Here is a 21,394-nt window from a genome sequence, read left to right as displayed (position 1 = left end):
CCGCGTAGCGAGCGACTTCAGGCGTCGCGCTCGACCCGCTCCAGCACCTGGGACACACGATCGCCCCTGCGGTAGTTGGGAAGGGTCCGGGACATCTCGGCCAGCGCGCGCTCGCGTTCGGCCTCGCTGTCGAACCAGCGGAACGACTCCCATTCCGGCCCGAGCAGATGCGGTGCCCGCAGGGTGCTGTCTTGGGGGAGCGTGATGCGAATACCGTAGCGTTTCATCGGCAGGGTCGGGCGCACGGAAGAGGTGGTGGCTACGCCCTGATTCGAACAGGGGACCCCATCATTATGAGTGATGTGCTCTAACCAGCTGAGCTACGTAGCCATGCGGGTTGCGAATTCTCGAGCGCCGGCGCGCCAATGTCAAGCCGCTGAACCTGGGCTGTCGCCCGCGGCGCATCCGCGAGGGGTCACGGGCACTGCAGCGGACCGTGCGGAAAGCCGGGTGCCGATGGGCAGCCGGGCAGATGCAGGAATCGCCCGCCTGTTGCCAACTTGCCGAGCACGGCACCGGCGTGTTTGGCGAAGCGATCGGGTGACGCACCTTAGGCACGGACCGCTAGATACGCAGGCGTTCCACCACGCGGCCACCCTTGAGGTGCTCTTCCAGAATCTCGTCGATGTCGCGGCGATCCTGGTATGTGTACCAGACCCCCTCCGGGTACACCACCGCCACGGGGCCCTCGTTGCACCGGTCCAGGCAGCCCGCGGTATTGACCCGTACCTTGCCCTTGCCGTGGATGCCCATGGCCTTCGCGCGTTCCTTCGCATAGGCGCGCATCTCGGTCGCCCCGTGGTCCTCGCAGCAATTGCCGTCGTCGCGGATGTTGTTGCAGAAGAAGATGTGTCGCTCGTAGTAGGCCATGTCACCTCCGCCGGTCGGCCTGCCATCATAGCGTCCGGGCGGCCGCCGCGACACGCGCCAGGGTGCCCGATGCCACCGCCGGGGCATCGCCCCACACGCCGACTCTCGCACCGACGACCCCATTGTCCACCTGCGATCCGCGCAGACGCACCCTCGCTGCAGGTATCCTGAACGGGTGCAGCCGTCGCAAGTAAAATCCATGCCAACCGAATCGAGCGCCGACGGCGGGCCGGACCGAGCCGTTGCCGCACCGTTCGCCGCGGCGCTCGCCGCGGCGGACCGCTGCGTGCTCTGCGGAATGTGCCTGCCGCACTGCCCAACCTATGCCGCGCACCGGGATGAGGGCGACGCGCCGCGCGGCCGCATCACCCTGATGCAGGGCCTGGCACAGGGCCGGCTGGATCCCGGGAACGAGCGCCTCCGGGCCCACCTCGAGGGCTGTCTGGGCTGCCGCTCCTGCGAGGCGGTCTGTCCGGCCCGCGTGCCGTTCGCGGCCCTGATGGACGCCACGCGCACGATCCTGCGCGAGAACCCGGCCCGCCGGTGGCACCCGATCCCGGACCGGCTGGTCGCGCCCCTGCGCAACCTGGTTCTGCGGCGGCGATCCGCGCGCCGGTTCGCGGCGCTGGCCGCCCGGACCGCCCACTGGCTGGGGCTGCGCCACCTGCTGCCGGCGCGTTCGCGCCTCGGGCGGGTGCTGCGGCACACGGGACCCTCGCTGCGGCGCATGCCGGCGCTGCCGGCGCCCACCGGCCCTGACACCGCGGACGTGCTGCTGTTCACCGGCTGCATGGACGCGTTCTTTACCGGGCCGGATGCTGCAGCCGCGCTCGAGGTGCTCTCCGCGTTCGGTCTGCAGGTGTGGGTACCGCGCAACCAGGTCTGTTGCGGGGCATTGGATCAACACCTCGGCCGGCCGGCCGAGGCCGACGCACTGCGCCGGCGCAACGAGGCGGCGTTCGGCACCGGAACCCGGCCAATCCTGGCGCTGGACAGCGGCTGCGAGGCGCAGCTGCGCGAGTATCCGCAGATCCGGTGGCAGCAGCGTGTCACGAGCCTGACCGCACTGCTCGCGGAGTTGCCGGCGGACCGGGTCCGGTGGCGCGACGACCCGGTCCGGGTGGCGCTGCACCTTCCCTGCACGCTGCGCAATGTGACACGCGAGACCGCGGGAATCCGGCGCCTGCTGGAGCGGCTGCCGGGAGTCACATTGGCGGCGGTCACGCCACCGGGGAACTGCTGCGGCGCAGCCGGGACCGCGATGCTTTCCCAGCCGGCGCTGGCCGATTCACTCGGCCGGCCGACGCTGGCGGCGCTGGCCGCGACCGGTGCCGACGTGATCGTGAGTCCGAACGTCGGCTGCAGCGTGCATCTGCGCGCATTGCAGACACCGGAATCCCTGCGCATGGTGTCCCCGGCCGCGTTCCTGCGCGAGCGCCTGCCGCCTCGTCCCGGGCCTACTTGATGGCGCCTCGGCGGCGCCCTAGTATCACGGAATGCGACGTCTTTCCCTGTTCGACGAACTGATCAGCCAGGCAGATGCCTTCTTGAAGGTGGCCTCGGGACACGCCCGCGCAACCGGGCGGCCATCACCAGCGCAGGGCCTGCCCGAGCCGCACCTGGAACCGGGGGAGCGCCGTCTGGTCGGCCGCCTGATGCGGGTCAACCATGCGGGCGAGATCGCGGCCCAGGGCCTCTATCAGGGCCAGATGCTCAGTTCACGCCGCCCGGAGGTGCGCAGCCGGCTGGACCAGTCCGCACGCGAAGAGGGTGACCACCTGAACTGGTGCGCCGAACGCGCGCACCAGATGGGCACGCATACCAGCCTGCTCGGACCCTTCTGGTACCTGGGTTCGGTCGTGATGGGCGCCGCCGCGGGTTTTGCCGGTGACCGCTACAGCCTCGGTTTCGTTGACGAGACCGAGCGCCAGGTGGAACGGCATCTGGATCACCACCTGCAACGCCTGCCCCGGCAGGACAACGTCTCCGCCGCAATCCTGCAGCAGATGAAGCAGGAGGAGGTCGAGCACGGCGCGAAGGCGATGGATCTCGGGGGCCAGCCACTGCCCTGGCCGGTGCGAAAGCTGCTGATGCCGGCAATGGCCGGGGTGATGACACGCACCGCCTACTGGATCTGAATCGCCGCCCCGCCCTGCGCGCTGGGGGGACCGGCACGCGGTTGCGCATGCCCTCAGGGCGCGCGGCTCATGTTCTTGCCGTAGAAGATCTCCATCATCTCGCGCTTCAGCAGCTTCGCAATGCGCCCGGCTTCCCTGGCCGAGTAGTCTTCCTTCCCGAGCCCGAACATGTAGTTGTCGAGATCGAAATCCTTCAGCACCATCTTGGTGTGGAACAGGTACTCCTGATAGACGTTTACGTCCACCATCTGGTACTTGTCCTTGGTATCGCGCGACAGGAAGTCCTGGATCGAGTTGATCTTGTGATCGATGAAATGTTTCTTGCCGCGAATGTCGCGGGTGAAGCCGCGCACCCGGTAGTCCATGATCACGATGTCGGACTCGAAGCTGTGAATCAGGTAGTTCAGCGCCCGCAGTGGCGAGATCCGTCCGCAGGTTGAGACATCGATATCCGCTCGGAAGGTGGCGATCCCGCCCTCAGGATGGGATTCAGGGTAGGTGTGCACGGTGATGTGGCTCTTGTCGAGGTGCGCCAGAACGGTCTCCGGCAGCGGCCCCGGACCCTCGGTGTAGCCGATCCGCTCGGTGGCGACGGGCTCCTCGGAGATCAGCATCGTCACCGAAGCGCCCTGCGGGTCGTAGTCCTGGCGCGAGATGTCGAGAATGTTCGCACCGATCAGCTGCGCGACGTCGGTCAGGATCTGTGTCAGGCGTGCGGCGTTGTAGGCCTCGTCGATGTACGCGATGTACTCGTCGCGGTGCCGCTCACCCGATGCATAGCAGATGTCGTAAATATTGAAGCTCAGGCTCTTGGTCAGGTTGTTGAACCCGTGGAGCTTGATGCGCTTGTTGTGGCGAGCCAGCATGGCGGTATCCTCCAGCCCCAACCAAAAGAGCGCTGAATTCTAGACTCCCTGAACCGGGAGTCAACGATTCACTTTCCTGTCTCGCGGGCGGCGCCGTTGCGCGGTGCGAGCCCCTCGATCACCTCGAAATCGTGCGAGATCTTCGCGGAGGCCCCGAGCATGATCGACGCGGAGCAATAGCGGGTGGACGAGAGCTCCACCGCGCGGGCGACCTGTTTTTCGGCGAGGCCATTGCCGTAAACCCGGAAGTGTACGCGGATCTCGGTGAACACCTTCGGCACCTTCTCCGAACGGGTCGCATCCACCGTGACCTCGCAGTCCAGCACCGGCTGGCGGGCCTTCTTCAGGATCGCGATCACGTCGAAGGCCGTGCAGCCGCCGAGCCCGAGCAGCAACATTTCCATCGGCCGCGCGCCGAGGTTGCGCCCGCCGAACTCGGGGGCACCGTCCATCACCAGCGCATGCCCGGTCCCCGTCTCGCCGACGAAGGCCATACCGTCCATCCACTTCACTCGCACCTGCATTGGCTGCACCTCCTCCCTGCGCCAGTCCCCGGCCGCCCGCGGACCGGCAGTCTGCTAAGCTTATGGTCTGCAAGCGCCTACGGTACCATGCATGAACCGCCTGATTCCTGCACCGCCACCGCCGAATCCCGCACTGGAGCGGCTGCTCGAACACTGCCACCGGCGGCGCTACCCGAAGCACAGCACCATCATCCTGTCCGGGACGCCCCCGGACGCCCTGTACTATCTCGTCAGCGGGTCGGTGCGCGTACTGGTCGAAGACGACGGCCAGGAACTCGTGCTGGCCTACCTGAACAAGGGCGAATTCTTCGGCGAACTGGGTTTCTTCCAGGACGATCCGCGCAGCGCGACGGTGATCACCCGGGAGGAGACGGAAACCGCGGAGATCACCTACACCCGTTTCCGCGAACTGGTGATGCGCGATCCCGAGGTTTTGATCATGCTGACCGGGCAAATCGCCGAGCGCCTGCGCAGGACATCGGAGAAACTCCGGCATCTCGCTTTCGAGGACGTCACCGGGCGCATCGAACAGACCTTGCTGGACCTGGCCCGGCAGCCGGACGCGATCACCCACCCCGACGGAATGCAGCTGCACATCACGCGCCAGGAGATCGCGAAGATCGTCGGCTGCTCGCGGGAGATGGCGGGGCGGGTGCTGAAGGACCTTGAGGAGCGCGGGATGATCAGCGCCCACGGCAAGACCATCGTCGTCTTCGGTACCCGCTGACCGGCCGGCGCCGCGCCGTTCAGGCTGCATCCGGCCCTGCCCCGAACAGGCGCTGCAGCGCCTCGCCCGGGTCCGGGGCCAGCATGAAGGCTTCCCCCACCAGGAACGCTTCGATCCCGGCCGCCCGCATCCGGGCGACGTCGGCAGGCTGGTGGATCCCGCTCTCCGTGACCAGCAGCACGCCCTCCGGAACCTGCGCGCAGAGATCCAGCGTCGTCTCCAGGCGGGTCTCGAAGCTGCGCAGGTCGCGGTTGTTGATCCCGATCAGCCCGGCATCCAGGTCCAGTGCGCGCCCGAGTTCGGCCCCGTCGTGGACCTCCACCAGCACGTCCATGCCGAGTTCCTGCGCCAGCCGGTACAGCGAGCGCATCTGCGCATCGTCCAGCGCGGCCACGATCAGCAGGATGCAGTCGGCTCCCAACGCACGCGCCTCGTAAACCTGATAGGCATCCATCACGAAGTCCTTGCGCAGTACCGGCAGGCTGCAGGCGGCACGGGCCTGGCGCAGGTAGTCGTCTGACCCCTGAAAGAAATCGATATCGGTCAGCACCGACAGGCAGGCCGCGCCGTGCCGGGCATAGCTGCCGGCAACCGCGGCGGGATCGAAATCGGCACGCAGCACGCCCTTGCTCGGACTGGCCTTCTTGATCTCGGCGATGACCGCGGGCAGGCCCAGTTCCATCCGCGCCGCGAGCGCCGCACGGAAGCCGCGGGGTGGATCGGCGGCCCGGGCCCGGGCCTCGAGTTCCGGCAACGGACGCGCCGCACAACGCGCCTGGATCTCTTCCTGCTTGCGCGCGAGGATCCGCTGCAGGATGTCGGGTACCCCGGCCGGGCCGGGCATCACGCCTGCCATTCGGGCAATCCCTGCGTCAGTTCCACGAGCTGGCGCAGGCGTTCGCTGGCGGCACCGCTGTCGATCGCCTCGGCCGCCTGCGCCACACCCTGCGCATGACTCGCCGCGTAGCCGCCGACATACAGCGCCGCGCCGGCATTCATCAGCACGATATCCCGCGCCGCGCCCGGATCACCCGCGAGCACCGAGCGGATCATCGCCGCCGACGCGTCCACGCTGTCGACCCGGATACTGTCGAGTGGCGCGCGTTCCAGACCGAGATCCTCCGGTACCAGCGTGTATTCGCGGATCACGCCGTCGCGCAGCTCCGCGACCCGGGTCGGGGCCGCGATGCTGATCTCGTCCAGGCCATCCTCGGCGTGCACCACCAGCACATGCCGGCTGCCCAGCATCTGCAGGGCCTCGGCCAGCGGGCGGAGCCATTGCGCGTCGAACACGCCCAGCACCTGGTTGGGGGCGCCCGCCGGGTTGGTCAGCGGCCCGAGCACGTTGAACACGGTCCGCACGCCGAGCTCGCGGCGCGGGCCGATCGCATGGCGCATCGCGCCATGGTGCGCCGGCGCGAACAGGAACCCGACCCCGAGGCGCTCGATACAGGCCGCCACGCCCTCAAAGGCAATGCCCAGGCGCACCCCGAGCGACTCGAGCACGTCCGCGCTGCCGGAGCGGGACGACACCGAGCGGTTGCCGTGCTTGGCCACGCGTGCGCCGGCCGCCGCCGCGACCAGCGCCGACGCGGTGGACACATTGAAGGTGCCGGATGCGTCGCCTCCGGTCCCACAGGTGTCGACCAGACCGTCGGTAGGCACCTGCACCCGGGTCGCGAGTTCGCGCATCACCCGGGCCGCGGCCACGATCTCGTCCGGCGTCTCGCCCTTCATGCGCAATGCGACCAGCAGGGCGCCGATCTGTGCCGGCGTCGCCTGCCCCGTCATCACCGTGCGCATCACCGAGGTCATCGCCCCGGCATCCAGGTTCTTCCGCTCGATCAAAGCGGCGATCGCTTCCTGTATGGTCACCCGCCCACCCCTGTTGCTGACTGGAATCGAAAACGCGGTCGACAGTCTACCGTCCGCGGCCCGCGCAGACGACCCATCCGCTCGCTTCCGATGCCCCGTACCGGGCTCACGCCGCGACCGCGACGCGCTTCAGGAAGTTGTCCAGCAGCTGGTGACCCTGCCGCGTGAGGATGGATTCCGGGTGGAACTGCACGCCCTCGACCGGCAGCGTGCGGTGGCGCACCCCCATGATTTCATCCAGCCGGCCGCTCTCGTCCTGGGTCCACGCGGTCACCTCGAGACAATCCGGCAAGCTGGACTGCTCGATCACCAGAGAGTGATAGCGCGTCGCCTCGAGCGGGTTGTCCAGGCCCTCGAACACGCCCTGCCCGGAATGAAACACCGGCGAGGTCTTGCCGTGCATGATCGCCTTCGCGTGAATCACGCGCCCCCCGAAGGCCTGCCCGATCGCCTGGTGCCCCAGGCAGACCCCCAGGATCGGGATCTCGCCGGCGAAAGTGCGGATCACTTCGAGGGACACACCGGCCTCGTTCGGGGTACAGGGCCCCGGGGAGATCACGATCCCGTCCGGTGCCAGCCGGCGCACCCCCTCCAGATCGATCCGGTCGTTGCGGTGCACCGCGACCTCCGCCCCCAGCTCGCCGAGGTACTGCACGAGATTGAAGGTGAAGGAGTCGTAATTGTCGATCATCAGGATCATCGAACGCTCTTCCTATCTTGCTGGCGGGCCGTGACGCCGGACGCCGGGGTCGAAACCGAAGACGACGCACTCCGTGAGCCACGCGGACGGCCCGCGGCCAGGCCTGGGGCGCATAGCATAAACCGTCTGCGGACGCCACGACCATTTTTGCGCGGCGCGCCCGAGCCGCTGCGCGCATGCAGCATGCACGGACAGCGGCGCGTCGCTGGCCTGCGTTCAGGACCGGGGGCTGCCCCGAAACCGCCCGCGGGCTGCGGCGATGCGTGCGCGCCCGAGGGCGAACGCATTCGCCTTTCGGCTTTGCCTCTCATTCTTGACTAAAATTGTCAGGCTTTGCTTTAATGCGTCTACAGTACCGATGCAAGGAGTCCGCCATGAAACTTTCCACCAAGGGCCGCTTCGCAATCACCGCGATGATGGACATCGCCATCCACGAACGCAGTGGACCCGTAACCCTGATCGGGATCTCCGAGCGTCAGGGGATCTCGATGTCGTACCTCGAACAGATGTTCGCGAAACTGCGCAAGGGCGGACTGGTCGAGGGCATTCGCGGACCGGGCGGTGGCTACCGGCTGGCCCGTCGGCCCGACAAGATCAGCGTGGCCAACATCATCGACGCCCTCGGGGACACGATGAACCTGAACCGCCTGAAGCAGCATCCCAGCGATTCGGAAGAGGAATTGCCGCTCACCGAACGGCTGTGGCAGGAGTTCGACCAGAAACTGCACGATTTCCTGGACGGAATCACGCTGGACGAGTTCGCGAACCACCCCGAGGTACAGAAGGTGATGGGCAAGCCCGACCTGCGCCAGCACCGCGCGCGGCACCATTTCATCTTCGACAACGCCGCCTGATCCGAAGAGCCGGATCGCCCGACGGGCGATCCGGGCCCCTGTCCGCACAAGCGGGCGGGGTTATCCGTTCACCAGCGTTCAGTCGCGCCGGACCGACTCCAGGAACAGGGCCGCGAGCAGCGTGCCATCGCCTGCCTCCAGCGCGTGCCCGGCGGGACTCCACAGCACTTCGGAGCGCCCGCGCAGGTTGGCCACCCGGTTCATATCCTGCAGCATCGGGTCGACCACGGTGTCGAGCAGCCGGATGATACTCACGTAGCGGATGTCTGGGTGGCTCTGGTGCGCCAGCCAGCGCAGGATATTGCCCGGCTGGTTCACGCTGATGCCGGCATAGAGTTCGAGCAGGCGCTGCAGGCCACCAGACCCGAGCAGCGGTGTGTAGGTGCCCAGCGGTGACTGCCAGAAGAAATCGCCGAACTGGATCATGCTGCCGTCGACATGGGGGCTGGCGATGGTGATCAGGCTCTCGACCTCGGGTCGTTTCCGCGTGACCAGCGCATACCGGGCGACGACCCCGGCGATCGAATGTGCCACCAGGATCACCGGCTCGCCGGGGTGGCGCCGGGTGGCCGCATCCAGGTAGAGATTCAGCCACTCGGCCTGCATCGAGACCGGCCGCTCGGTCGGCATCAGCAGGGTATAGAAGACCCGGCTGGAGGCCTCTGGCGAACGGTCGAACTCAACCCCCCGCAGCGACGGCAGCATCTGCCCGCCGTCGACCCACCCGGAACTCGTCAGCGGGATCGGGGCGCCAGCCTCGCGAAAGGCCTGGAACTGCTGCCCCTCGTGCCCGGGAATCAGCAGCATCACCTGGGCCGCCACCGGCAGCGGCAGCAGGCACAGCAGCACGGCCACCCAGATTCCACGCAGCATCACGCCCGCCCCGATGCGTACGCGGTTCAGTCGCGCCGCGGGCCCAGCCCGGCGATCGCCATCTCCGCCGCCCTGACCACGGCCCTGCCCTTGTTCAGCGTTTCCTGCCACTCGTTCTCCGGCACCGAGTCGTGGACGACCCCGGCCCCCGCCTGGATGTGCAGCACGCCGTCGTGCAGCACCGCGGTACGGATCGCGATCGCGGTGTCCATGTTACCGGACCAGGACAGGTATCCGACAGCACCCGCGTAGACACCCCGTTTCACGGGTTCCAGCTCGTTGATGATCTCCAGTGCGCGGATTTTCGGCGCACCGCTGACCGTACCTGCCGGGAAAGCGGCTCGCAGCACGTCCATCGCGCTCAATCCCGGCTGCAGTTCGCCCTCGACGTTCGAGACGATGTGCATCACGTGCGAGTAATGTTCGACCACCATGGTATCGGTGACGCGCACCGTGCCGGTACGGCTGACCCGGCCGACATCGTTGCGCCCGAGGTCGATCAGCATCAGGTGTTCGGCCCGTTCCTTCGGATCCGCGAGCAGATCGGCCTCGAGCGCCCGGTCCTCCTCCTCGCTGCGGCCCCGCGGGCGGGTGCCGGCGATCGGCCGGACGGTAACCCGCTCATCCTCGAGGCGCACCAGGATCTCCGGCGAGGCGCCGACCACGTGGTGGTCGCCGAGGTCCATGTAGAACATATACGGAGACGGATTCAGTCCGCGCAGTGCGCGGTAAAGATCGAGCGGCGGCGCGCTGAACGGTACGCTCATGCGCTGGGCGAGCACGACCTGCATCACGTCGCCGTCGACGATGTAGCGTTGTGCCCTTGCCACCGCGGCCTTGAACGCCCCGGCCGACCAACCGGAAGAGTACTCCGGTACCGCGTGCGGGCGCATGTGCGGCTCGGCCCGGGCCAGCGGCTCCAGCAGCCGCGCTTCGAGACGGTCCAGGCGCGCGGAGGCCTCCGCCTGTCCGTCGGAACGGGTGGCATCCGCGTGCACGACGAGGTAAAGCCGTCCGGCCAGGTTATCGAACACCACGACCTCGTCGGACACCATCAGCAGGATATCCGGCAGCCCCAATGCGTCGGGCTTGTCCGTCCCGGCGAGCCGGGGCTCGATCAGCTGCACCGTCTCGAAACCGAAGTAGCCGACCAGTCCTCCCGTGAAACGCGGCATCCCGCCGAGGTCGGGAACACGGTAACGGGCCTGGAAGGCCTCGATCCAGGCGAGCGGATCGTCGTGTTCGACGCGTTCGACGACCGCACCGGCATGCTCGACCTCGATGGAATGCCCGCGGACCCGGACCAGCGTGCGGGCCGGCAGGCCGATGAACGAGTAGCGCCCCCATTTCTCGCCGCCCTGCACGGACTCGAACAGATAGGAATACGGCTGGTTCGCCAGCTTCAGGAAGACCGACAGAGGGGTGTCGAGGTCAGCCAGCACCTGGCGCACCAGCGGAATCCGGTTATGCCCCTCGCCGGCGAGACGATCGAACTGGTCCGGGCTCATGCACACCGCCCCGCACGCGGATGCCGTCCGCGCCGCCGCATCACGCCGCCCGGTCCCGCAGCAGCTCGGGCAGCTGGTCGAGGCGATCCAGCACCGCGTCCGGGTGCTCGTCGCGGATGTCGGCGCCGTGATTGTAGCCGTAGCTCATGCAGACGATCCGGAAACCGGCGGCGCGCGCCGCCTTCACGTCGCTGCGGGAATCACCGACCATCAGGGACTCGGCCGGCGCGACCCCGAAACTGGCGGCAGCGTGCAGCAGCGGCGCGGGATGCGGCTTCTTCTGTGCGAGCGTGTCGCCCGAGACCACCAGCTCGAACGCGTCGAGGATGTCCGTGTCACGCAGCAGCGGCAAGGTGAAGCGCTCGGCCTTGTTGGTCACGCAGCCCAGCCGGTATCCGTCGGCCTGAAGCCGGTCGAGTCCCTCGCGCACCCCGGGGTACGGCCGGCTGCGCCCGGAAGTGTTCTCCTGGTAGAGCCGCAGGAACACCGGCAGCGCCCGCTTGTACAGGTCCGGGGCCGGAAGCGCATCCAGATCGTTGGCGAGCGCACGCTGCACCAGCCGTTCGACGCCATTGCCGACCCAGGTGCGCACGGCGGCCTCGCCGCGCTCGGGCAGACCGAGCTCGCGCATCATCGCGTCGACACAGAAAGCCAGGTCCGGAACGCTGTCGATCAGGGTTCCGTCCAGATCGATCAGGATCATCTTCGGGCGAGGCAGCGACACGACAGTCAAGCGCCTCAGGCCTTCGCGAGTTCCGCGCGCATCGCGGCGACGATGCTGTCGTAGCGGTTCGGATCCTCGTCCCGGCCCGCACCGAAAATCGCCGAACCCGCGACGAAGGTGTCGGCACCCGCGGCCTTGATCTCGCGGATGTTGTCGGCCTTCACGCCCCCGTCGATCTCGAGCCGGATCTCGCGTCCCGAGGCGTCGATGCGCTGGCGGGCCTCGCGCAGCTTGTCCAGCGTCGCCGGGATGAATTTCTGGCCGCCGAAGCCGGGGTTCACCGACATCAGCAGGATCATGTCGACCTTGTCCATCACGTAGTCGAGATGCGAGAGCGGCGTCGCCGGGTTGAACACGAGCCCCGCCTTGCAGCCCTCGGCCTTGATCAGCTGCAGGGTACGATCGATGTGCTCGGACGCCTCGGGGTGGAAGGTGATATAGCTCGCGCCCGCCTTCGCGAAGTCCGGGATGATGCGGTCGACCGGCTTGACCATCAGGTGCACGTCGATGGGCGCGGTCACGCCATGCTTGCGCAGTGCCTCGCAGACCAGCGGGCCGATCGTCAGGTTGGGCACGTAGTGGTTGTCCATCACGTCGAAGTGGACGATGTCCGCACCGGCGCGCAGCACGTTGTCGACTTCCTCGCCCAGGCGGGCGAAATCGGCGGAGAGAATGGACGGGGCAATCAGGTCGGGTAGGGCCATTGCGGAACCTCGCGGTCGAATTCGGACGGGCACGCGAACGCGCGCTCAAGAACCGCGAAACTTTACCGGAAGCCCGTCGCCGTGGCAAAAGCCGCTGCAGTGCCGCCCCCGCATCGGGCATGAAAAAGCCGCCGGGAGCGGTGGCTCACGGCGGCGTATCGGTCAGCGCCGGAACGGACCCAGCGATCCGTTCCAGCAGCAGCCGGCAGCGGTCAGTTGAACTCGGCCTCGATGTAGGCCGCTACGTTGGCGATGTCCTCGTCGCTCAGCGTACGCGCGTGCGGGGCCATCAGCGCGGTGTGCTGCCCGACCTGCTCGCCGGCGCGGTACTGCTCGAGCTTCTCGGTGACGTAGGCTGCATCCTGGCCGGTCACCGGCGGGAAGATCGCCTGGCCCTTGCCCTCGGCACCGTGGCAGCTCAGGCAGGTCGACTCGTACTTGGCCTTGCCGGCATCGATGTCGGCTGCGTGGGCACCAGTCATTCCCGCAGCCATGATCACGCCGGCCACGACTACCATCATCTTCTTCATGCTCATCCTCCTACAGGGGTTGTGCGGGTTGAAGCTCTTCGGACTTCTCTTGAGTCAACGTCAGGCTACACGGCCATCCTGAACCGGACATTAACGACCATCAACATAGCGCGCATCCGAGTAAGTTACCACCCATTCCGGACGGAACATCACCAGGCCCGTGATCAGCATCCCGTTCAGCACACCCTCCGGCAGGATCAGCAGCATCGTATAGCGCAGGTACTCGGAATAGACGAGCTCCCAGGGCACCTCGGTGAACAGGCCGAACAGCGCCGAGTAGCTGCCCATCACCACCAGCACCGAAAGCGCGCCGCCGAAAAAACCGACCACGTAGAGGTAGATGAACATGTGCGGCGGCAGCCGGCGCTCGCTGAACCCGAGCAGCCCCCAGACCGCCAGCGCCGGGAGCGCGCCCGACAGCAGGATGGTCAGCGGCACCTGCAGCGGTTCCACGATGCCGAGCACGGCGAGCATCACGACCACCAGCGACACCATCAGCACCGCAAGCTGCCAGCCGAACACCAGCGTCACCACGGTCACGCCCAGGAAATGCATCGCCAGCCCGTCCACCGACTGCGCGCGCAGACTCCAGATGAGCAGCATCAGCAGCGCCGCGATCACGAAATGCTGGATGCGTCCCGGGACGAAGATGTCATTCCAGGTCATCTGGCGCAGCATCCACCCGAGCAGCAGCGCCAGAGCGACAGCGGCGGCGATCTGCAGCCAGAGCGGAAAGGCAACGGAGATATGAGGCATCGACGAATCGGTAGGCGGGGAAGCCGTGCTCAGTCGGGTTCGCGAACCGCCAGGGCTACCGTGTAGTCCCGGCCCTGTTTGAGCTTGTCGTAGTTGCCGAAGACCTCCCTGAAGCCCTTCTCGATGAAGCGGCGCAGGCCAGTGATCGTTACGGCATACAGGCGGCCGCCCGGGTTCAGTTGGTCCCAGGCATCCAGCAGATACGTGTACAGGAGTTCCCGCCCGACCTTGGCCGGCAGATTGGAGGCAACCAGATCGAAACGACGCTCGGCCACCTGGTCGAAGCCGTTGCTAAGCAGGCAGTCGACGTTGGCGATCCGGTTCAGCGCCGCGTTGCGCCGGCTGTAGTCGACCGCAACGAAATCTTTGTCGACCAGCGTGCAGTGCCCCTGCGGCACCTTGCGGGCCAAGACCAGGCCGATCGGTCCGTAACCGCAGCCCAGATCCAGACAACGGTCCGCGGGATCCGGCTCGACATGTTCCAGCAGCAGCCGGCTGCCGTCGTCGATGCGCCGCGGGGAGAACAGCCCCCAGGTGGTTACAAACTCCAGGCGCTCTCCCGCGAGCACGTCCGCGAAACGCAGATCGGCCTTCAGCTCCTTCCGGAGCCGCTGCCGTTCGGCCCGGGTACGCACGCTCCAGCGCGAATCGCTCATCGCGCATCCCCTCCGGCTCGGCCGGCCAGGTCCATCCACAGCGACTCGGCCAGCCGGACGGCCTGCGCCGCGTCCGCGTCCCCCGGCGGACCGAGCAGGTTCAGGTGCCCCATCTTGCGACCCGGGCGGGCAGCGGGCTTGCCATACAGATGCAGCCGGGCCCGCCCCTGCGCCAGCACCCGGGAGAAGTCCGGCAGCGAGCCGTCGGCCGGCCACAGGTCTCCCAGCAGGTTCAGCATTGCCACCGGCGCGATCGGTTCCGCCGGGGCGAGGGCAAGCCCGCAGACTGCGCGCAGCTGCTGCTCGAACTGGGACACGGTCACCGCGTCCAGCGTGTAGTGCCCGGAATTGTGCGGACGCGGCGCGATCTCGTTGACCAGCAGCTCACCCGCCCCGGTCACGAAAAACTCCACCGCGAGCACGCCGCAGTACTCGAGGGCCTCGGCGACATGCTGCGCAATCGCCTCGGCCTGGGCACGAGCCGACTCCGGGATCCGGGCCGGAACCCGGCTCACATGCAGAACCCCACCGCGGTGCACGTTCTCCGCCACCGGGAAGCTCCGGCAGCGGCCGTCCGGATCCCGCGCCAGAATTACCGACACCTCGCGTTCCAGATCCACCTTTTGTTCCAGCACGCACGGCACTTCCCCGAGCTGGCGGAAGGCCCGGACCACGCCGCCGGGCGCCGTGACCGGCTGCTGGCCCTTGCCGTCGTAGCCCAGCCGCGCGGTCTTCAGGATCGCCGGAAACTCCCAGTCCGGAACCGTGGCCCTTGCGGCGTCTACGTCGTCGATCGGCAGCCACGGCGCCAGCGCCACGCCGGCGGCCTCCAGGAAGCGCTTCTCCACGATACGATCCTGGGCCACCGCCAGCGCCCGGGGATCGGGCCGGAGCAGGGCGTGCCGCGCCAGCCATTCGGCACTGGCCGCCGGCACGTTCTCGAACTCGCAGGTGATCACCGCCGCATTCGCGGCGAGCTCGCCGAGTGCGCTGCGGTCGTCGAAGGGCGCGCATAGATGGCGGTCTGCCAGCTGCCCGGCAGGACTGTCAGGGTCGGGATCCAGCACCCAGACCCGGTACCCCATCGTGCGTGCGCTGATCGTGACATAGCGCCCGAGCTGCCCGCCGCCAAGCAGGCCCAGGATCGCCGGCGGCAGGATCACCCGGGCACCGGCGGCAGATCCTGCGTCAGAACCGCGTCGCGCTGGCGCTGCCGGAACCGTTCGAGGCGCGCGCGCAGCGCGGGGTCGGCGTTGGCGAGCATCGCCGCCGCAAACAGCGCCGCGTTGGCCGCGCCCGCTTCGCCGATGGCGAACGTCGCGACCGGGATGCCTTTCGGCATCTGCACGATCGACAACAGGGAATCCTGGCCCTTCAGGTGGCGTGAGGCCACCGGCACGCCGAGGACCGGAACCAGGGTCTTCGCGGCCAGCATGCCCGGCAGATGGGCCGCCCCGCCCGCACCCGCGATGATCGCCTGCAGCCCCCGCCCGACCGCCTGCTCTGCATACTCGAACAGCAGGTCCGGCGTGCGGTGGGCCGACACCACGCGAGCCTCGAACGGGATCTCCAACTCGGTGAGGATGGCCGCAGCCTGTTCCATCGTGGGCCAGTCGGAGCTGCTGCCCATCACCACGCCAACCCTGGGGTTCGTCGATTCCATAGGCTGGCAAAGATAGCCCCGGCAGCCGGTACGGGCAAGAACCACCCGCACACGCATTCCGGCGGCGAGCGCTCACGCCGGGGAATGTGGCAGCCCTGGCGCCAGCAGGAAACGGCAGCGGTGCTGCTGGCGTCGGACCGGCAGTGCCGGATCCGTTGCGTCCCGCGGGCACGACGCCGGTCTCGTCCGCTGCGCAGCCGAGCCACTGCGGGATGCCCCCGGCGCCGGCTTCGGGCTAAACTGGGCGGATGCGAGAAGCCTTGCTCGAGAGCCACATCCCGGACCTGCCCCTGATCCATCGCGGCAAGGTCCGCGACCTCTATGCGGTGGGCGACGATCACCTGCTGATGGTCACCAGCGACCGCCTGTCTGCGTTCGACGTGGTACTACCCACCCCGATCCCGGACAAGGGCAGGATCCTGACCGCGATCACCGTGTTCTGGATGCGCAAAGTGGAGGCCGCGCTGGGCATCCCGAACCAGCTCACCGACATCGCACTGGCCGACGTCGTCGCCGACCCCGCGGTACGCGCGCCGCTGGAGGGCCGCAGCCTGGTCGTGCGCCGCCTGCGCGCGCTGCCGGTCGAGGCGGTGGTGCGCGGATACCTGATCGGCTCGGGGTGGAAGGATTACCGGGCCAGCGGCAAGGTCTGCGGAATCGACCTGCCCGAAGGGCTCGAACTGGCGGCGCGTCTGCCCGAGGCGATCTTCACCCCCAGCACCAAGGCGGCGCTCGGGGAGCATGACGCCAATATCGCGTTCGACGACGTGGTCGGCCTGATCGGCGCCGAACTTGCGCAACAGCTGCGCAAGAGCTCCCTGGAGATCTATGCAATGGCCCGGGAGCATGCCAGGCGCCGGGGCATCCTGATCGCCGACACCAAGTTTGAATTCGGGCTCGACACGGACGGCCGCCTGCACCTCATCGACGAAGTGCTGACCCCGGACTCGTCGCGCTTCTGGCCGGAGGAACGCTACCGCCCCGGGATCAGCCCCGAATCCTTCGACAAGCAGTTCGTGCGCGACTACCTGGAGGGGCTCGCCTGGGACAAGACACCCCCCGGACCGTCGATTCCCGACGAGATCGTCGCCCGCACCGCCGAGCGCTACCGGGAGGCACTGCGCCGGCTGACCGCCGAGCCGGCGTGAACCTCGCCCACGCCGCGCGTTCCCACGCCGGAGGCGTATTCGTCACCGGGACCGACACCGGCGTCGGCAAGACCTTCATCGCCTGTTCGCTGGCGCGCAACTGGCGTGCGCTGGGGATCGAGGTCGCACCGCGCAAACCGGTCGAGTCGGGCTGTGTGCTGCACGGCGGCGAACCTCACCCTGCCGACGGGGCACTGCTCACCGCGGCCGCCGGCTTCCCTTCCGGTCGCCTGGCCGAAGTCACCCGGTTTCGCCTCGTCGAGCCACTGGCACCGGATCTGGCAGCACGGCTGGCGGGCCGGCCACTGTACCTGGACGAGCTGATCGCGGCCTGCGCCCGGCCCGCGGGAACCTGGCGCATCACCGAGGGTGCCGGCGGGCTGTACTCGCCTCTTTGCGAGAACGGGCTGAACGCGGACCTGGCCGAGGCGCTGGACGATCCGGTCGTCCTGGTCGCAGAGGACCGGCTGGGCACCCTGAACACGTGCCTGCTGACGCTGGAGGCACTAGACCGGCGCGGCCTGCGACTCGCCGCGGTGGTACTCAACCGGCGCCGCGCCGATGCCCATCCCGCGATGGACAACCGCGCGGCGCTGGCCCGCCGGACCGACGCCCCAGTATTCACGTTCGCCGAGGGCGCATCCCCGGCGCAGGTGGATCAGAGCCTCTCGACCTGGAGTTCTTCGATCGTCAGGCCACCCGACCCCGGCTCGACCGGAGCCGGCTCCTGAGGCACAGCCGGAGTGGCGGCGGCCGGTTCGTCTGCCGGTGCGGGATGCGGCTGCGGCGCTGCACTGCCGGCCCGACGGAAACCGAGCAGATCCTGCCGCAGCGCCTGCGTTCCCGGCGCGTCGACCTTGCGTCCCTCGATGATCTGCACCGGACGCAGGCGCTCGCCATAATACGACTCATTGAAATCGTCCCGGATGCGCAGCATCGAGCCCTCGAGGCTCATGCCCATGAACGCGCCCTGGGACCGGGCATAGGAGATGAAATCCGCGGTCACGGTGACACGGCGCCCGGCTCCGACCGGCCCCGCGGCGACCGAGGCATCCCCTCCCAGCCGGAACGCCGATGCGAACAGGGAATCGACCGCGCGCTGGGTCTTGGCCACCATCACGACCTCGGCTACCTCGCCCCCGAACTGCAGACCCAGGCTGACCGCGCCGAGCGAGTAGAAGGCTGCCGGGCTGTAGTCGCCGCGATCGTCGTCCCAGGCCAGAAACACGCCGAGCCCGCCGGAGCCCCCGACGAAGAAGCCACCCCGGATAACCCGCGGAAAGATCAGCACGCCCCGGGCGACCTCCAGATCGGCGACCAGCGCCTCGTAGTCGGGGTTCGCAGTGATGCCGTGCAACGTTTCGCGTGCGTCATCGATGACCTGCTGCGGGTCGACCTCGCGCGTGAGCTGCGCCTGGGCCGTCGCAGCCCAGGTCCAGACAAATAGCATCAGAACAACGGTCAGGACTTTCATCGGGAATCTCCTCGTAGCGCTGCGCGCAGGCCGCAGAATCGCGCAGCCGCGCTGAACAGCGGATGAACTCGTACCGGGACAAGCCTATCAGACCGCGACGCCGCGGCAGCGTGGCTGGCATCGTCACAAAAAAGGGGGGCCGAAGCCCCCCTCGCGCACGAATCCGGGGCGCCGCAGGAGTTGCGGACACCCCGGATCCCGGCTGATCGATCAGTTGATCTTCGGATCCAGTTCACCGCTCTTGTAACGGGCGACCATGGTATCGAGATTGACCGGCTTGATCTTGGACGCCATGCCGGCGCAACCGAAGGCCTCGTAGCGAGCCTGGCAGATTCCCTTCATCGCCTTGGTAGAAGCGATCAGGAACTTGCGCGGATCGAACTCCTTCGGATTTTCCGCGAGGAACTTGCGGATCGCTCCGGTGGAGGCCATGCGCAGGTCGGTATCGATATTGACCTTGCGCACGCCGTGCTTGATGCCTTCCTGGATCTCCTCGACCGGCACGCCGTAGGTCTGGCCCATGTCGCCGCCGAAGCTGTTGATGATCTCGAGCCAGTCCTGCGGCACCGACGAAGAGCCGTGCATCACCAGGTGGGTGTCCGGGATGCGCGCGTGGATTTCCTTGATGCGCTGGATCGCCAGGATGTCGCCGGTCGGCGGACGCGTGAACTTGTACGCGCCGTGCGAGGTACCGATCGCGATCGCGAGCGCGTCGACAGCGGTCTTCTTCACGAAGTCAGCGGCCTCGTCCGGGTCGGTCAGCAGCTGGTCGTGCGACAGCACACCCTCGGCGCCGGAGCCGTCTTCCTCGCCGGCCATACCGGTCTCGAGCGAACCGAGGCAACCGAGTTCGCCCTCGACGGACACCCCCACTGCGTGCGCGAGTTCGGACACCTTCCGGGTCACGTCCACGTTGTACTCGTAGGTCGCCGGGGTCTTCATGTCCGGCATCAGCGAGCCGTCCATCATCACCGACGTGAACCCGGACTGGATCGAGCGGAAACAGACCGCCGGCTCGGCGCCGTGGTCCTGGTGCAGGCAGACCGGGATGTCCGGATACTGCTCTACCGCAGCCAGGATGATATGGCGCAGGAAGGGCTCGCCGGCATACTTGCGGGCACCGGCGGAGGCCTGAATGATCACCGGCGAATCGACGGCGGCCGCCGCTTCCATGATCGAATGGACCTGCTCCATGTTGTTCGCATTGTAGGCTGGCATGCCATAACCGTGCTCGGCGGCATGATCCAGCAGCTGGCGAAGGGAAATCAGTGCCATGTGTGCTCCTCCTTACAGGATTCGGGTGGGGATGGGTCAGCGCAACGGTGGCGCAAATGGTATCAGGGAACGGCGACGGTCTCGCCTACGCGCACGATTTTCATCGCGTTGGTGCCGCCCGGCACGCCGTTCAGATCACCCTTGGTGATGATGACCAGTTCGCCATCCTTGACGACCCCTTCTTCGAGCAGCAACCGGATCGCCTCGCGGTTGGTTTCTTCGTGGGTCTCCGGGATCGCATCGAGCTGCACCGGGTATACGCCCCGGTACAGGGTCAGGCGGCGGCTGGTCTTGTGGTGCTGGGTCAGCGCGAAGATCGGGATGCCCGAACTGATCCGCGACATCCACAGCGGTGTAGCCCCGGACTCCGTCAATGCCGCGATCGCGGCGACATCAAAGTGATTCGCTGTGTACATCGTGGCCATCGCGATCGCCTCATCGACCCGGCCGAAGTAGCTGTCCATCCGGTGCGTGGACCGGCGCGCCGCACGCTGGCGCTCGGCCGCTGCGCAGATACGGCCCATGCTGGCGACGACCTTGTCCGGGTAGCGGCCGGTGGCGGTCTCGCCCGAGAGCATCACCGCGTCGGTCCCGTCGAGCACCGCATTGGCCACGTCGAAGACCTCGGCACGAGTCGGTATCGGACTCTGGATCATCGACTCCATCATCTGGGTCGCGGTGATCACCACCCGGTTCAGCTTGCGTGCGCGGCTGATCAGGTTTTTCTGTACCGCGGGCAATTCGGCGTCGCCGATCTCTACCCCCAGATCACCGCGGGCGATCATGATCACGTCGGATGCGGAGATGATCTCGTCAAGCGCATCGAGCGCCTCGGCCCGCTCGATTTTCGAGCAGACCGAAGCATCGCCGCCCGCGTCGCGCAGCAGCGACCGGGCGAGATGAACATCGTCGGCCGAGCGCGGGAACGACACCGCAAGGAAATCGACCTCGAGCTCGGCCGCGAGCCGGATGTCCTCGCGGTCCTTCTCGGTAATCGCGGGCGCGGACAGGCCGCCACCCTGGCGGTTGATGCCCTTGTTGTTGGACAGCGTACCCCCAACCACCACGGTCGTCTCGATCCGCGGCCCGCTGACCGAATCGACATTCAGCACGAGGCGGCCGTCGTCGAGCAGCAGCACGTCGCCGGCCCGGACGTCCTTGGGGAGGTCCGGGTAGGTCAGGCCCACCTGAGTGCGGTCGCCGGCATCGCCCGAGAGGCTCGCATCGAGCGCGAACGCGTCGCCCTCGGCGAGTTCCACCTCGCCGCCGCGAAAGCGGGCGATACGGATCTTCGGCCCCTGCAGGTCGCCGAGGACGCCTACGCAGCGCCCGACGCGATCGGCGGCCTCGCGGATCCGGCGCACCCGGGTACGATGGCTGTCGGGATCGCCATGGGAGAAATTCACCCGGACGACATCGACCCCGGCCCGGACCAGATCCTCCAGCGCGTGTCCGCTGTCGGTCGCGGGCCCCAGCGTGGCCACGATCTTGGTTCGGCGCATCCGGGGAGGCTCCTGTACCACGGCGAT

Annotated in this window: 25 protein-coding genes and 1 tRNA gene; 6 read left to right on the top strand and 20 right to left on the bottom strand. The window is 67.7% G+C overall.

Going from position 1 to position 21,394, the window contains the following annotated elements; translation table 11 throughout:
- Positions 1 to 17 precede the first annotated feature (17 nt).
- The 3 genes from TVNIR_RS01715 to TVNIR_RS01700 all read right to left on the bottom strand — a co-directional run bounded on the left by TVNIR_RS01715 (position 18) and on the right by TVNIR_RS01700 (position 870).
- Complete coding sequence (locus TVNIR_RS01715) at positions 18 to 227, bottom strand: hypothetical protein (RefSeq protein WP_043739059.1); 210 nt, start codon at positions 225 to 227, stop codon at positions 18 to 20.
- Between the two features lie 26 nt (positions 228 to 253).
- Positions 254 to 330, bottom strand: a tRNA-Met gene (locus TVNIR_RS01710).
- 234 nt (positions 331 to 564) lie between these two features.
- A complete protein-coding gene (locus TVNIR_RS01700) occupies positions 565 to 870 on the bottom strand; it encodes a (2Fe-2S) ferredoxin domain-containing protein (protein WP_015257229.1) in 306 nt (101 codons plus the stop codon).
- A 199-nt stretch (positions 871 to 1,069) separates the two neighbouring features.
- On the opposite strand from TVNIR_RS01700, the gene TVNIR_RS01695 reads away from it, so the two are divergent.
- Both TVNIR_RS01695 and coq7 read left to right on the top strand, forming a co-directional pair.
- Positions 1,070 to 2,335, top strand: a complete 1,266-nt coding sequence (locus TVNIR_RS01695) for a (Fe-S)-binding protein (RefSeq protein ID WP_015257228.1) — start codon at positions 1,070 to 1,072, stop codon at positions 2,333 to 2,335.
- A gap of 31 nt (positions 2,336 to 2,366) precedes the next feature.
- The gene (coq7, locus tag TVNIR_RS01690) at positions 2,367 to 3,008 is read left to right on the top strand and encodes a 2-polyprenyl-3-methyl-6-methoxy-1,4-benzoquinone monooxygenase (protein WP_015257227.1); all 642 of its coding nucleotides are present in this window, start codon (positions 2,367 to 2,369) and stop codon (positions 3,006 to 3,008) included.
- 53 nt (positions 3,009 to 3,061) lie between these two features.
- Here coq7 and speD read toward each other — a convergent pair whose 3' ends face one another.
- Positions 3,062 to 3,871: an adenosylmethionine decarboxylase gene (gene speD, locus TVNIR_RS01685; RefSeq protein ID WP_043739985.1), complete on the bottom strand. Its 810-nt coding sequence runs from the start codon at positions 3,869 to 3,871 to the stop codon at positions 3,062 to 3,064.
- A 71-nt stretch (positions 3,872 to 3,942) separates the two neighbouring features.
- On the bottom strand, positions 3,943 to 4,398 hold the full coding sequence (locus tag TVNIR_RS01680) for an OsmC family protein (RefSeq protein ID WP_015257225.1): 456 nt from the start codon (positions 4,396 to 4,398) through the stop codon (positions 3,943 to 3,945).
- Between the two features lie 91 nt (positions 4,399 to 4,489).
- Here TVNIR_RS01680 and crp point away from each other — a divergent pair, with 91 nt between their 5' ends.
- Entirely contained in the window at positions 4,490 to 5,125 is a 636-nt protein-coding gene (crp, locus tag TVNIR_RS01675) for a cAMP-activated global transcriptional regulator CRP (protein WP_015257224.1), read from the top strand.
- 19 nt (positions 5,126 to 5,144) lie between these two features.
- Here the strand turns inward: crp and trpC are convergent, their stop codons facing one another.
- From trpC to TVNIR_RS01660, 3 genes are all read right to left on the bottom strand, one after another.
- Positions 5,145 to 5,981, bottom strand: coding sequence for an indole-3-glycerol phosphate synthase TrpC (gene trpC, locus TVNIR_RS01670; RefSeq protein WP_015257223.1), 837 nt, complete (start codon positions 5,979 to 5,981; stop codon positions 5,145 to 5,147).
- The gene (trpD, locus tag TVNIR_RS01665) at positions 5,969 to 7,000 is read right to left on the bottom strand and encodes an anthranilate phosphoribosyltransferase (RefSeq protein WP_015257222.1); all 1,032 of its coding nucleotides are present in this window, start codon (positions 6,998 to 7,000) and stop codon (positions 5,969 to 5,971) included. The genes trpC and trpD overlap by 13 nt, the downstream gene beginning before the upstream one ends.
- 106 nt (positions 7,001 to 7,106) lie before the next feature.
- Complete coding sequence (locus TVNIR_RS01660) at positions 7,107 to 7,700, bottom strand: anthranilate synthase component II (RefSeq protein ID WP_015257221.1); 594 nt, start codon at positions 7,698 to 7,700, stop codon at positions 7,107 to 7,109.
- Between the two features lie 374 nt (positions 7,701 to 8,074).
- On the opposite strand from TVNIR_RS01660, the gene TVNIR_RS01655 reads away from it, so the two are divergent.
- Positions 8,075 to 8,554 carry an Rrf2 family transcriptional regulator gene (locus TVNIR_RS01655; RefSeq protein ID WP_015257219.1) on the top strand — a complete coding sequence of 160 codons (480 nt, stop codon included), beginning with the start codon at positions 8,075 to 8,077 and terminating at the stop codon, positions 8,552 to 8,554.
- 78 nt (positions 8,555 to 8,632) lie between these two features.
- Here the strand turns inward: TVNIR_RS01655 and TVNIR_RS01650 are convergent, their stop codons facing one another.
- The 9 genes from TVNIR_RS01650 to purE form a co-directional block, all read right to left on the bottom strand.
- The gene (locus TVNIR_RS01650; protein ID WP_043739055.1) at positions 8,633 to 9,427 is read right to left on the bottom strand and encodes an esterase/lipase family protein; all 795 of its coding nucleotides are present in this window, start codon (positions 9,425 to 9,427) and stop codon (positions 8,633 to 8,635) included.
- A gap of 26 nt (positions 9,428 to 9,453) precedes the next feature.
- The gene (gene trpE / locus TVNIR_RS01645) at positions 9,454 to 10,935 is read right to left on the bottom strand and encodes an anthranilate synthase component I (RefSeq protein ID WP_043739053.1); all 1,482 of its coding nucleotides are present in this window, start codon (positions 10,933 to 10,935) and stop codon (positions 9,454 to 9,456) included.
- A gap of 40 nt (positions 10,936 to 10,975) precedes the next feature.
- The gene (locus tag TVNIR_RS01640) at positions 10,976 to 11,659 is read right to left on the bottom strand and encodes a phosphoglycolate phosphatase (protein ID WP_015257216.1); all 684 of its coding nucleotides are present in this window, start codon (positions 11,657 to 11,659) and stop codon (positions 10,976 to 10,978) included.
- A gap of 14 nt (positions 11,660 to 11,673) precedes the next feature.
- Positions 11,674 to 12,363 (bottom strand): ribulose-phosphate 3-epimerase, encoded by a 690-nt coding sequence (gene rpe, locus TVNIR_RS01635; RefSeq protein ID WP_015257215.1) that lies wholly within the window; start codon positions 12,361 to 12,363, stop codon positions 11,674 to 11,676.
- Between the two features lie 212 nt (positions 12,364 to 12,575).
- Entirely contained in the window at positions 12,576 to 12,893 is a 318-nt protein-coding gene (locus TVNIR_RS01630; protein WP_015257214.1) for a c-type cytochrome, read from the bottom strand.
- Positions 12,894 to 12,983: 90 nt separating this feature from the next.
- Positions 12,984 to 13,649 (bottom strand): energy-coupling factor ABC transporter permease, encoded by a 666-nt coding sequence (locus TVNIR_RS01625; RefSeq protein ID WP_015257213.1) that lies wholly within the window; start codon positions 13,647 to 13,649, stop codon positions 12,984 to 12,986.
- A gap of 29 nt (positions 13,650 to 13,678) precedes the next feature.
- Positions 13,679 to 14,305 (bottom strand): class I SAM-dependent methyltransferase, encoded by a 627-nt coding sequence (locus TVNIR_RS01620; protein WP_015257212.1) that lies wholly within the window; start codon positions 14,303 to 14,305, stop codon positions 13,679 to 13,681.
- On the bottom strand, positions 14,302 to 15,468 hold the full coding sequence (locus TVNIR_RS01615; RefSeq protein ID WP_015257211.1) for a 5-(carboxyamino)imidazole ribonucleotide synthase: 1,167 nt from the start codon (positions 15,466 to 15,468) through the stop codon (positions 14,302 to 14,304). The genes TVNIR_RS01620 and TVNIR_RS01615 overlap by 4 nt, the downstream gene beginning before the upstream one ends.
- Positions 15,465 to 15,968 carry a 5-(carboxyamino)imidazole ribonucleotide mutase gene (gene purE, locus TVNIR_RS01610; RefSeq protein WP_257720610.1) on the bottom strand — a complete coding sequence of 168 codons (504 nt, stop codon included), beginning with the start codon at positions 15,966 to 15,968 and terminating at the stop codon, positions 15,465 to 15,467. Before purE ends, TVNIR_RS01615 begins: the two co-directional genes overlap by 4 nt.
- A gap of 248 nt (positions 15,969 to 16,216) precedes the next feature.
- Between purE and TVNIR_RS01605 the strand changes: the two genes are divergently transcribed.
- Both TVNIR_RS01605 and bioD read left to right on the top strand, forming a co-directional pair.
- Positions 16,217 to 17,116, top strand: a complete 900-nt coding sequence (locus tag TVNIR_RS01605) for a phosphoribosylaminoimidazolesuccinocarboxamide synthase (protein ID WP_043739052.1) — start codon at positions 16,217 to 16,219, stop codon at positions 17,114 to 17,116.
- Complete coding sequence (bioD, locus tag TVNIR_RS01600) at positions 17,113 to 17,847, top strand: dethiobiotin synthase (protein ID WP_043739050.1); 735 nt, start codon at positions 17,113 to 17,115, stop codon at positions 17,845 to 17,847. The genes TVNIR_RS01605 and bioD overlap by 4 nt, the downstream gene beginning before the upstream one ends.
- Here bioD and TVNIR_RS01595 read toward each other — a convergent pair.
- The 3 genes from TVNIR_RS01595 to pyk all read right to left on the bottom strand — a co-directional run bounded on the left by TVNIR_RS01595 (position 17,775) and on the right by pyk (position 21,367).
- A complete protein-coding gene (locus TVNIR_RS01595) occupies positions 17,775 to 18,590 on the bottom strand; it encodes a lipid-binding SYLF domain-containing protein (RefSeq protein ID WP_015257208.1) in 816 nt (271 codons plus the stop codon). The genes bioD and TVNIR_RS01595 overlap by 73 nt on opposite strands.
- A gap of 210 nt (positions 18,591 to 18,800) precedes the next feature.
- On the bottom strand, positions 18,801 to 19,865 hold the full coding sequence (gene fba, locus TVNIR_RS01590) for a class II fructose-bisphosphate aldolase (RefSeq protein ID WP_015257207.1): 1,065 nt from the start codon (positions 19,863 to 19,865) through the stop codon (positions 18,801 to 18,803).
- 62 nt (positions 19,866 to 19,927) lie between these two features.
- Entirely contained in the window at positions 19,928 to 21,367 is a 1,440-nt protein-coding gene (gene pyk, locus TVNIR_RS01585; RefSeq protein ID WP_015257206.1) for a pyruvate kinase, read from the bottom strand.
- Between the last annotated feature and the right edge of the window lie 27 nt (positions 21,368 to 21,394).

This window comes from Thioalkalivibrio nitratireducens DSM 14787, from assembly GCF_000321415.2.
GTDB classification, from domain to species: domain Bacteria; phylum Pseudomonadota; class Gammaproteobacteria; order Ectothiorhodospirales; family Ectothiorhodospiraceae; genus Thioalkalivibrio; species Thioalkalivibrio nitratireducens.
Note: the sequence above shows the minus strand (reverse complement) of the source record. Positions and strands in the feature narration are given on the sequence as shown.

Coding starts and splice junctions, on each gene's coding strand:
- TVNIR_RS01715 (WP_043739059.1), bottom strand. CDS start 227: ATGAAACGCTACGGTATTCGCATCACGCTCCCCCAAGACAGCACCCTG.
- TVNIR_RS01700 (WP_015257229.1), bottom strand. CDS start 870: ATGGCCTACTACGAGCGACACATCTTCTTCTGCAACAACATCCGCGAC.
- TVNIR_RS01695 (WP_015257228.1), top strand. CDS start 1,070: ATGCCAACCGAATCGAGCGCCGACGGCGGGCCGGACCGAGCCGTTGCC.
- coq7 (WP_015257227.1), top strand. CDS start 2,367: ATGCGACGTCTTTCCCTGTTCGACGAACTGATCAGCCAGGCAGATGCC.
- TVNIR_RS01680 (WP_015257225.1), bottom strand. CDS start 4,398: ATGCAGGTGCGAGTGAAGTGGATGGACGGTATGGCCTTCGTCGGCGAG.
- crp (WP_015257224.1), top strand. CDS start 4,490: ATGAACCGCCTGATTCCTGCACCGCCACCGCCGAATCCCGCACTGGAG.
- trpC (WP_015257223.1), bottom strand. CDS start 5,981: ATGGCAGGCGTGATGCCCGGCCCGGCCGGGGTACCCGACATCCTGCAG.
- TVNIR_RS01660 (WP_015257221.1), bottom strand. CDS start 7,700: ATGATCCTGATGATCGACAATTACGACTCCTTCACCTTCAATCTCGTG.
- TVNIR_RS01655 (WP_015257219.1), top strand. CDS start 8,075: ATGAAACTTTCCACCAAGGGCCGCTTCGCAATCACCGCGATGATGGAC.
- TVNIR_RS01650 (WP_043739055.1), bottom strand. CDS start 9,427: ATGCTGCGTGGAATCTGGGTGGCCGTGCTGCTGTGCCTGCTGCCGCTG.
- trpE (WP_043739053.1), bottom strand. CDS start 10,935: ATGAGCCCGGACCAGTTCGATCGTCTCGCCGGCGAGGGGCATAACCGG.
- rpe (WP_015257215.1), bottom strand. CDS start 12,363: ATGGCCCTACCCGACCTGATTGCCCCGTCCATTCTCTCCGCCGATTTC.
- TVNIR_RS01630 (WP_015257214.1), bottom strand. CDS start 12,893: ATGAAGAAGATGATGGTAGTCGTGGCCGGCGTGATCATGGCTGCGGGA.
- TVNIR_RS01625 (WP_015257213.1), bottom strand. CDS start 13,649: ATGCCTCATATCTCCGTTGCCTTTCCGCTCTGGCTGCAGATCGCCGCC.
- TVNIR_RS01620 (WP_015257212.1), bottom strand. CDS start 14,305: ATGAGCGATTCGCGCTGGAGCGTGCGTACCCGGGCCGAACGGCAGCGG.
- purE (WP_257720610.1), bottom strand. CDS start 15,968: ATGGAATCGACGAACCCCAGGGTTGGCGTGGTGATGGGCAGCAGCTCC.
- TVNIR_RS01605 (WP_043739052.1), top strand. CDS start 16,217: ATGCGAGAAGCCTTGCTCGAGAGCCACATCCCGGACCTGCCCCTGATC.
- TVNIR_RS01595 (WP_015257208.1), bottom strand. CDS start 18,590: ATGAAAGTCCTGACCGTTGTTCTGATGCTATTTGTCTGGACCTGGGCT.
- fba (WP_015257207.1), bottom strand. CDS start 19,865: ATGGCACTGATTTCCCTTCGCCAGCTGCTGGATCATGCCGCCGAGCAC.
- pyk (WP_015257206.1), bottom strand. CDS start 21,367: ATGCGCCGAACCAAGATCGTGGCCACGCTGGGGCCCGCGACCGACAGC.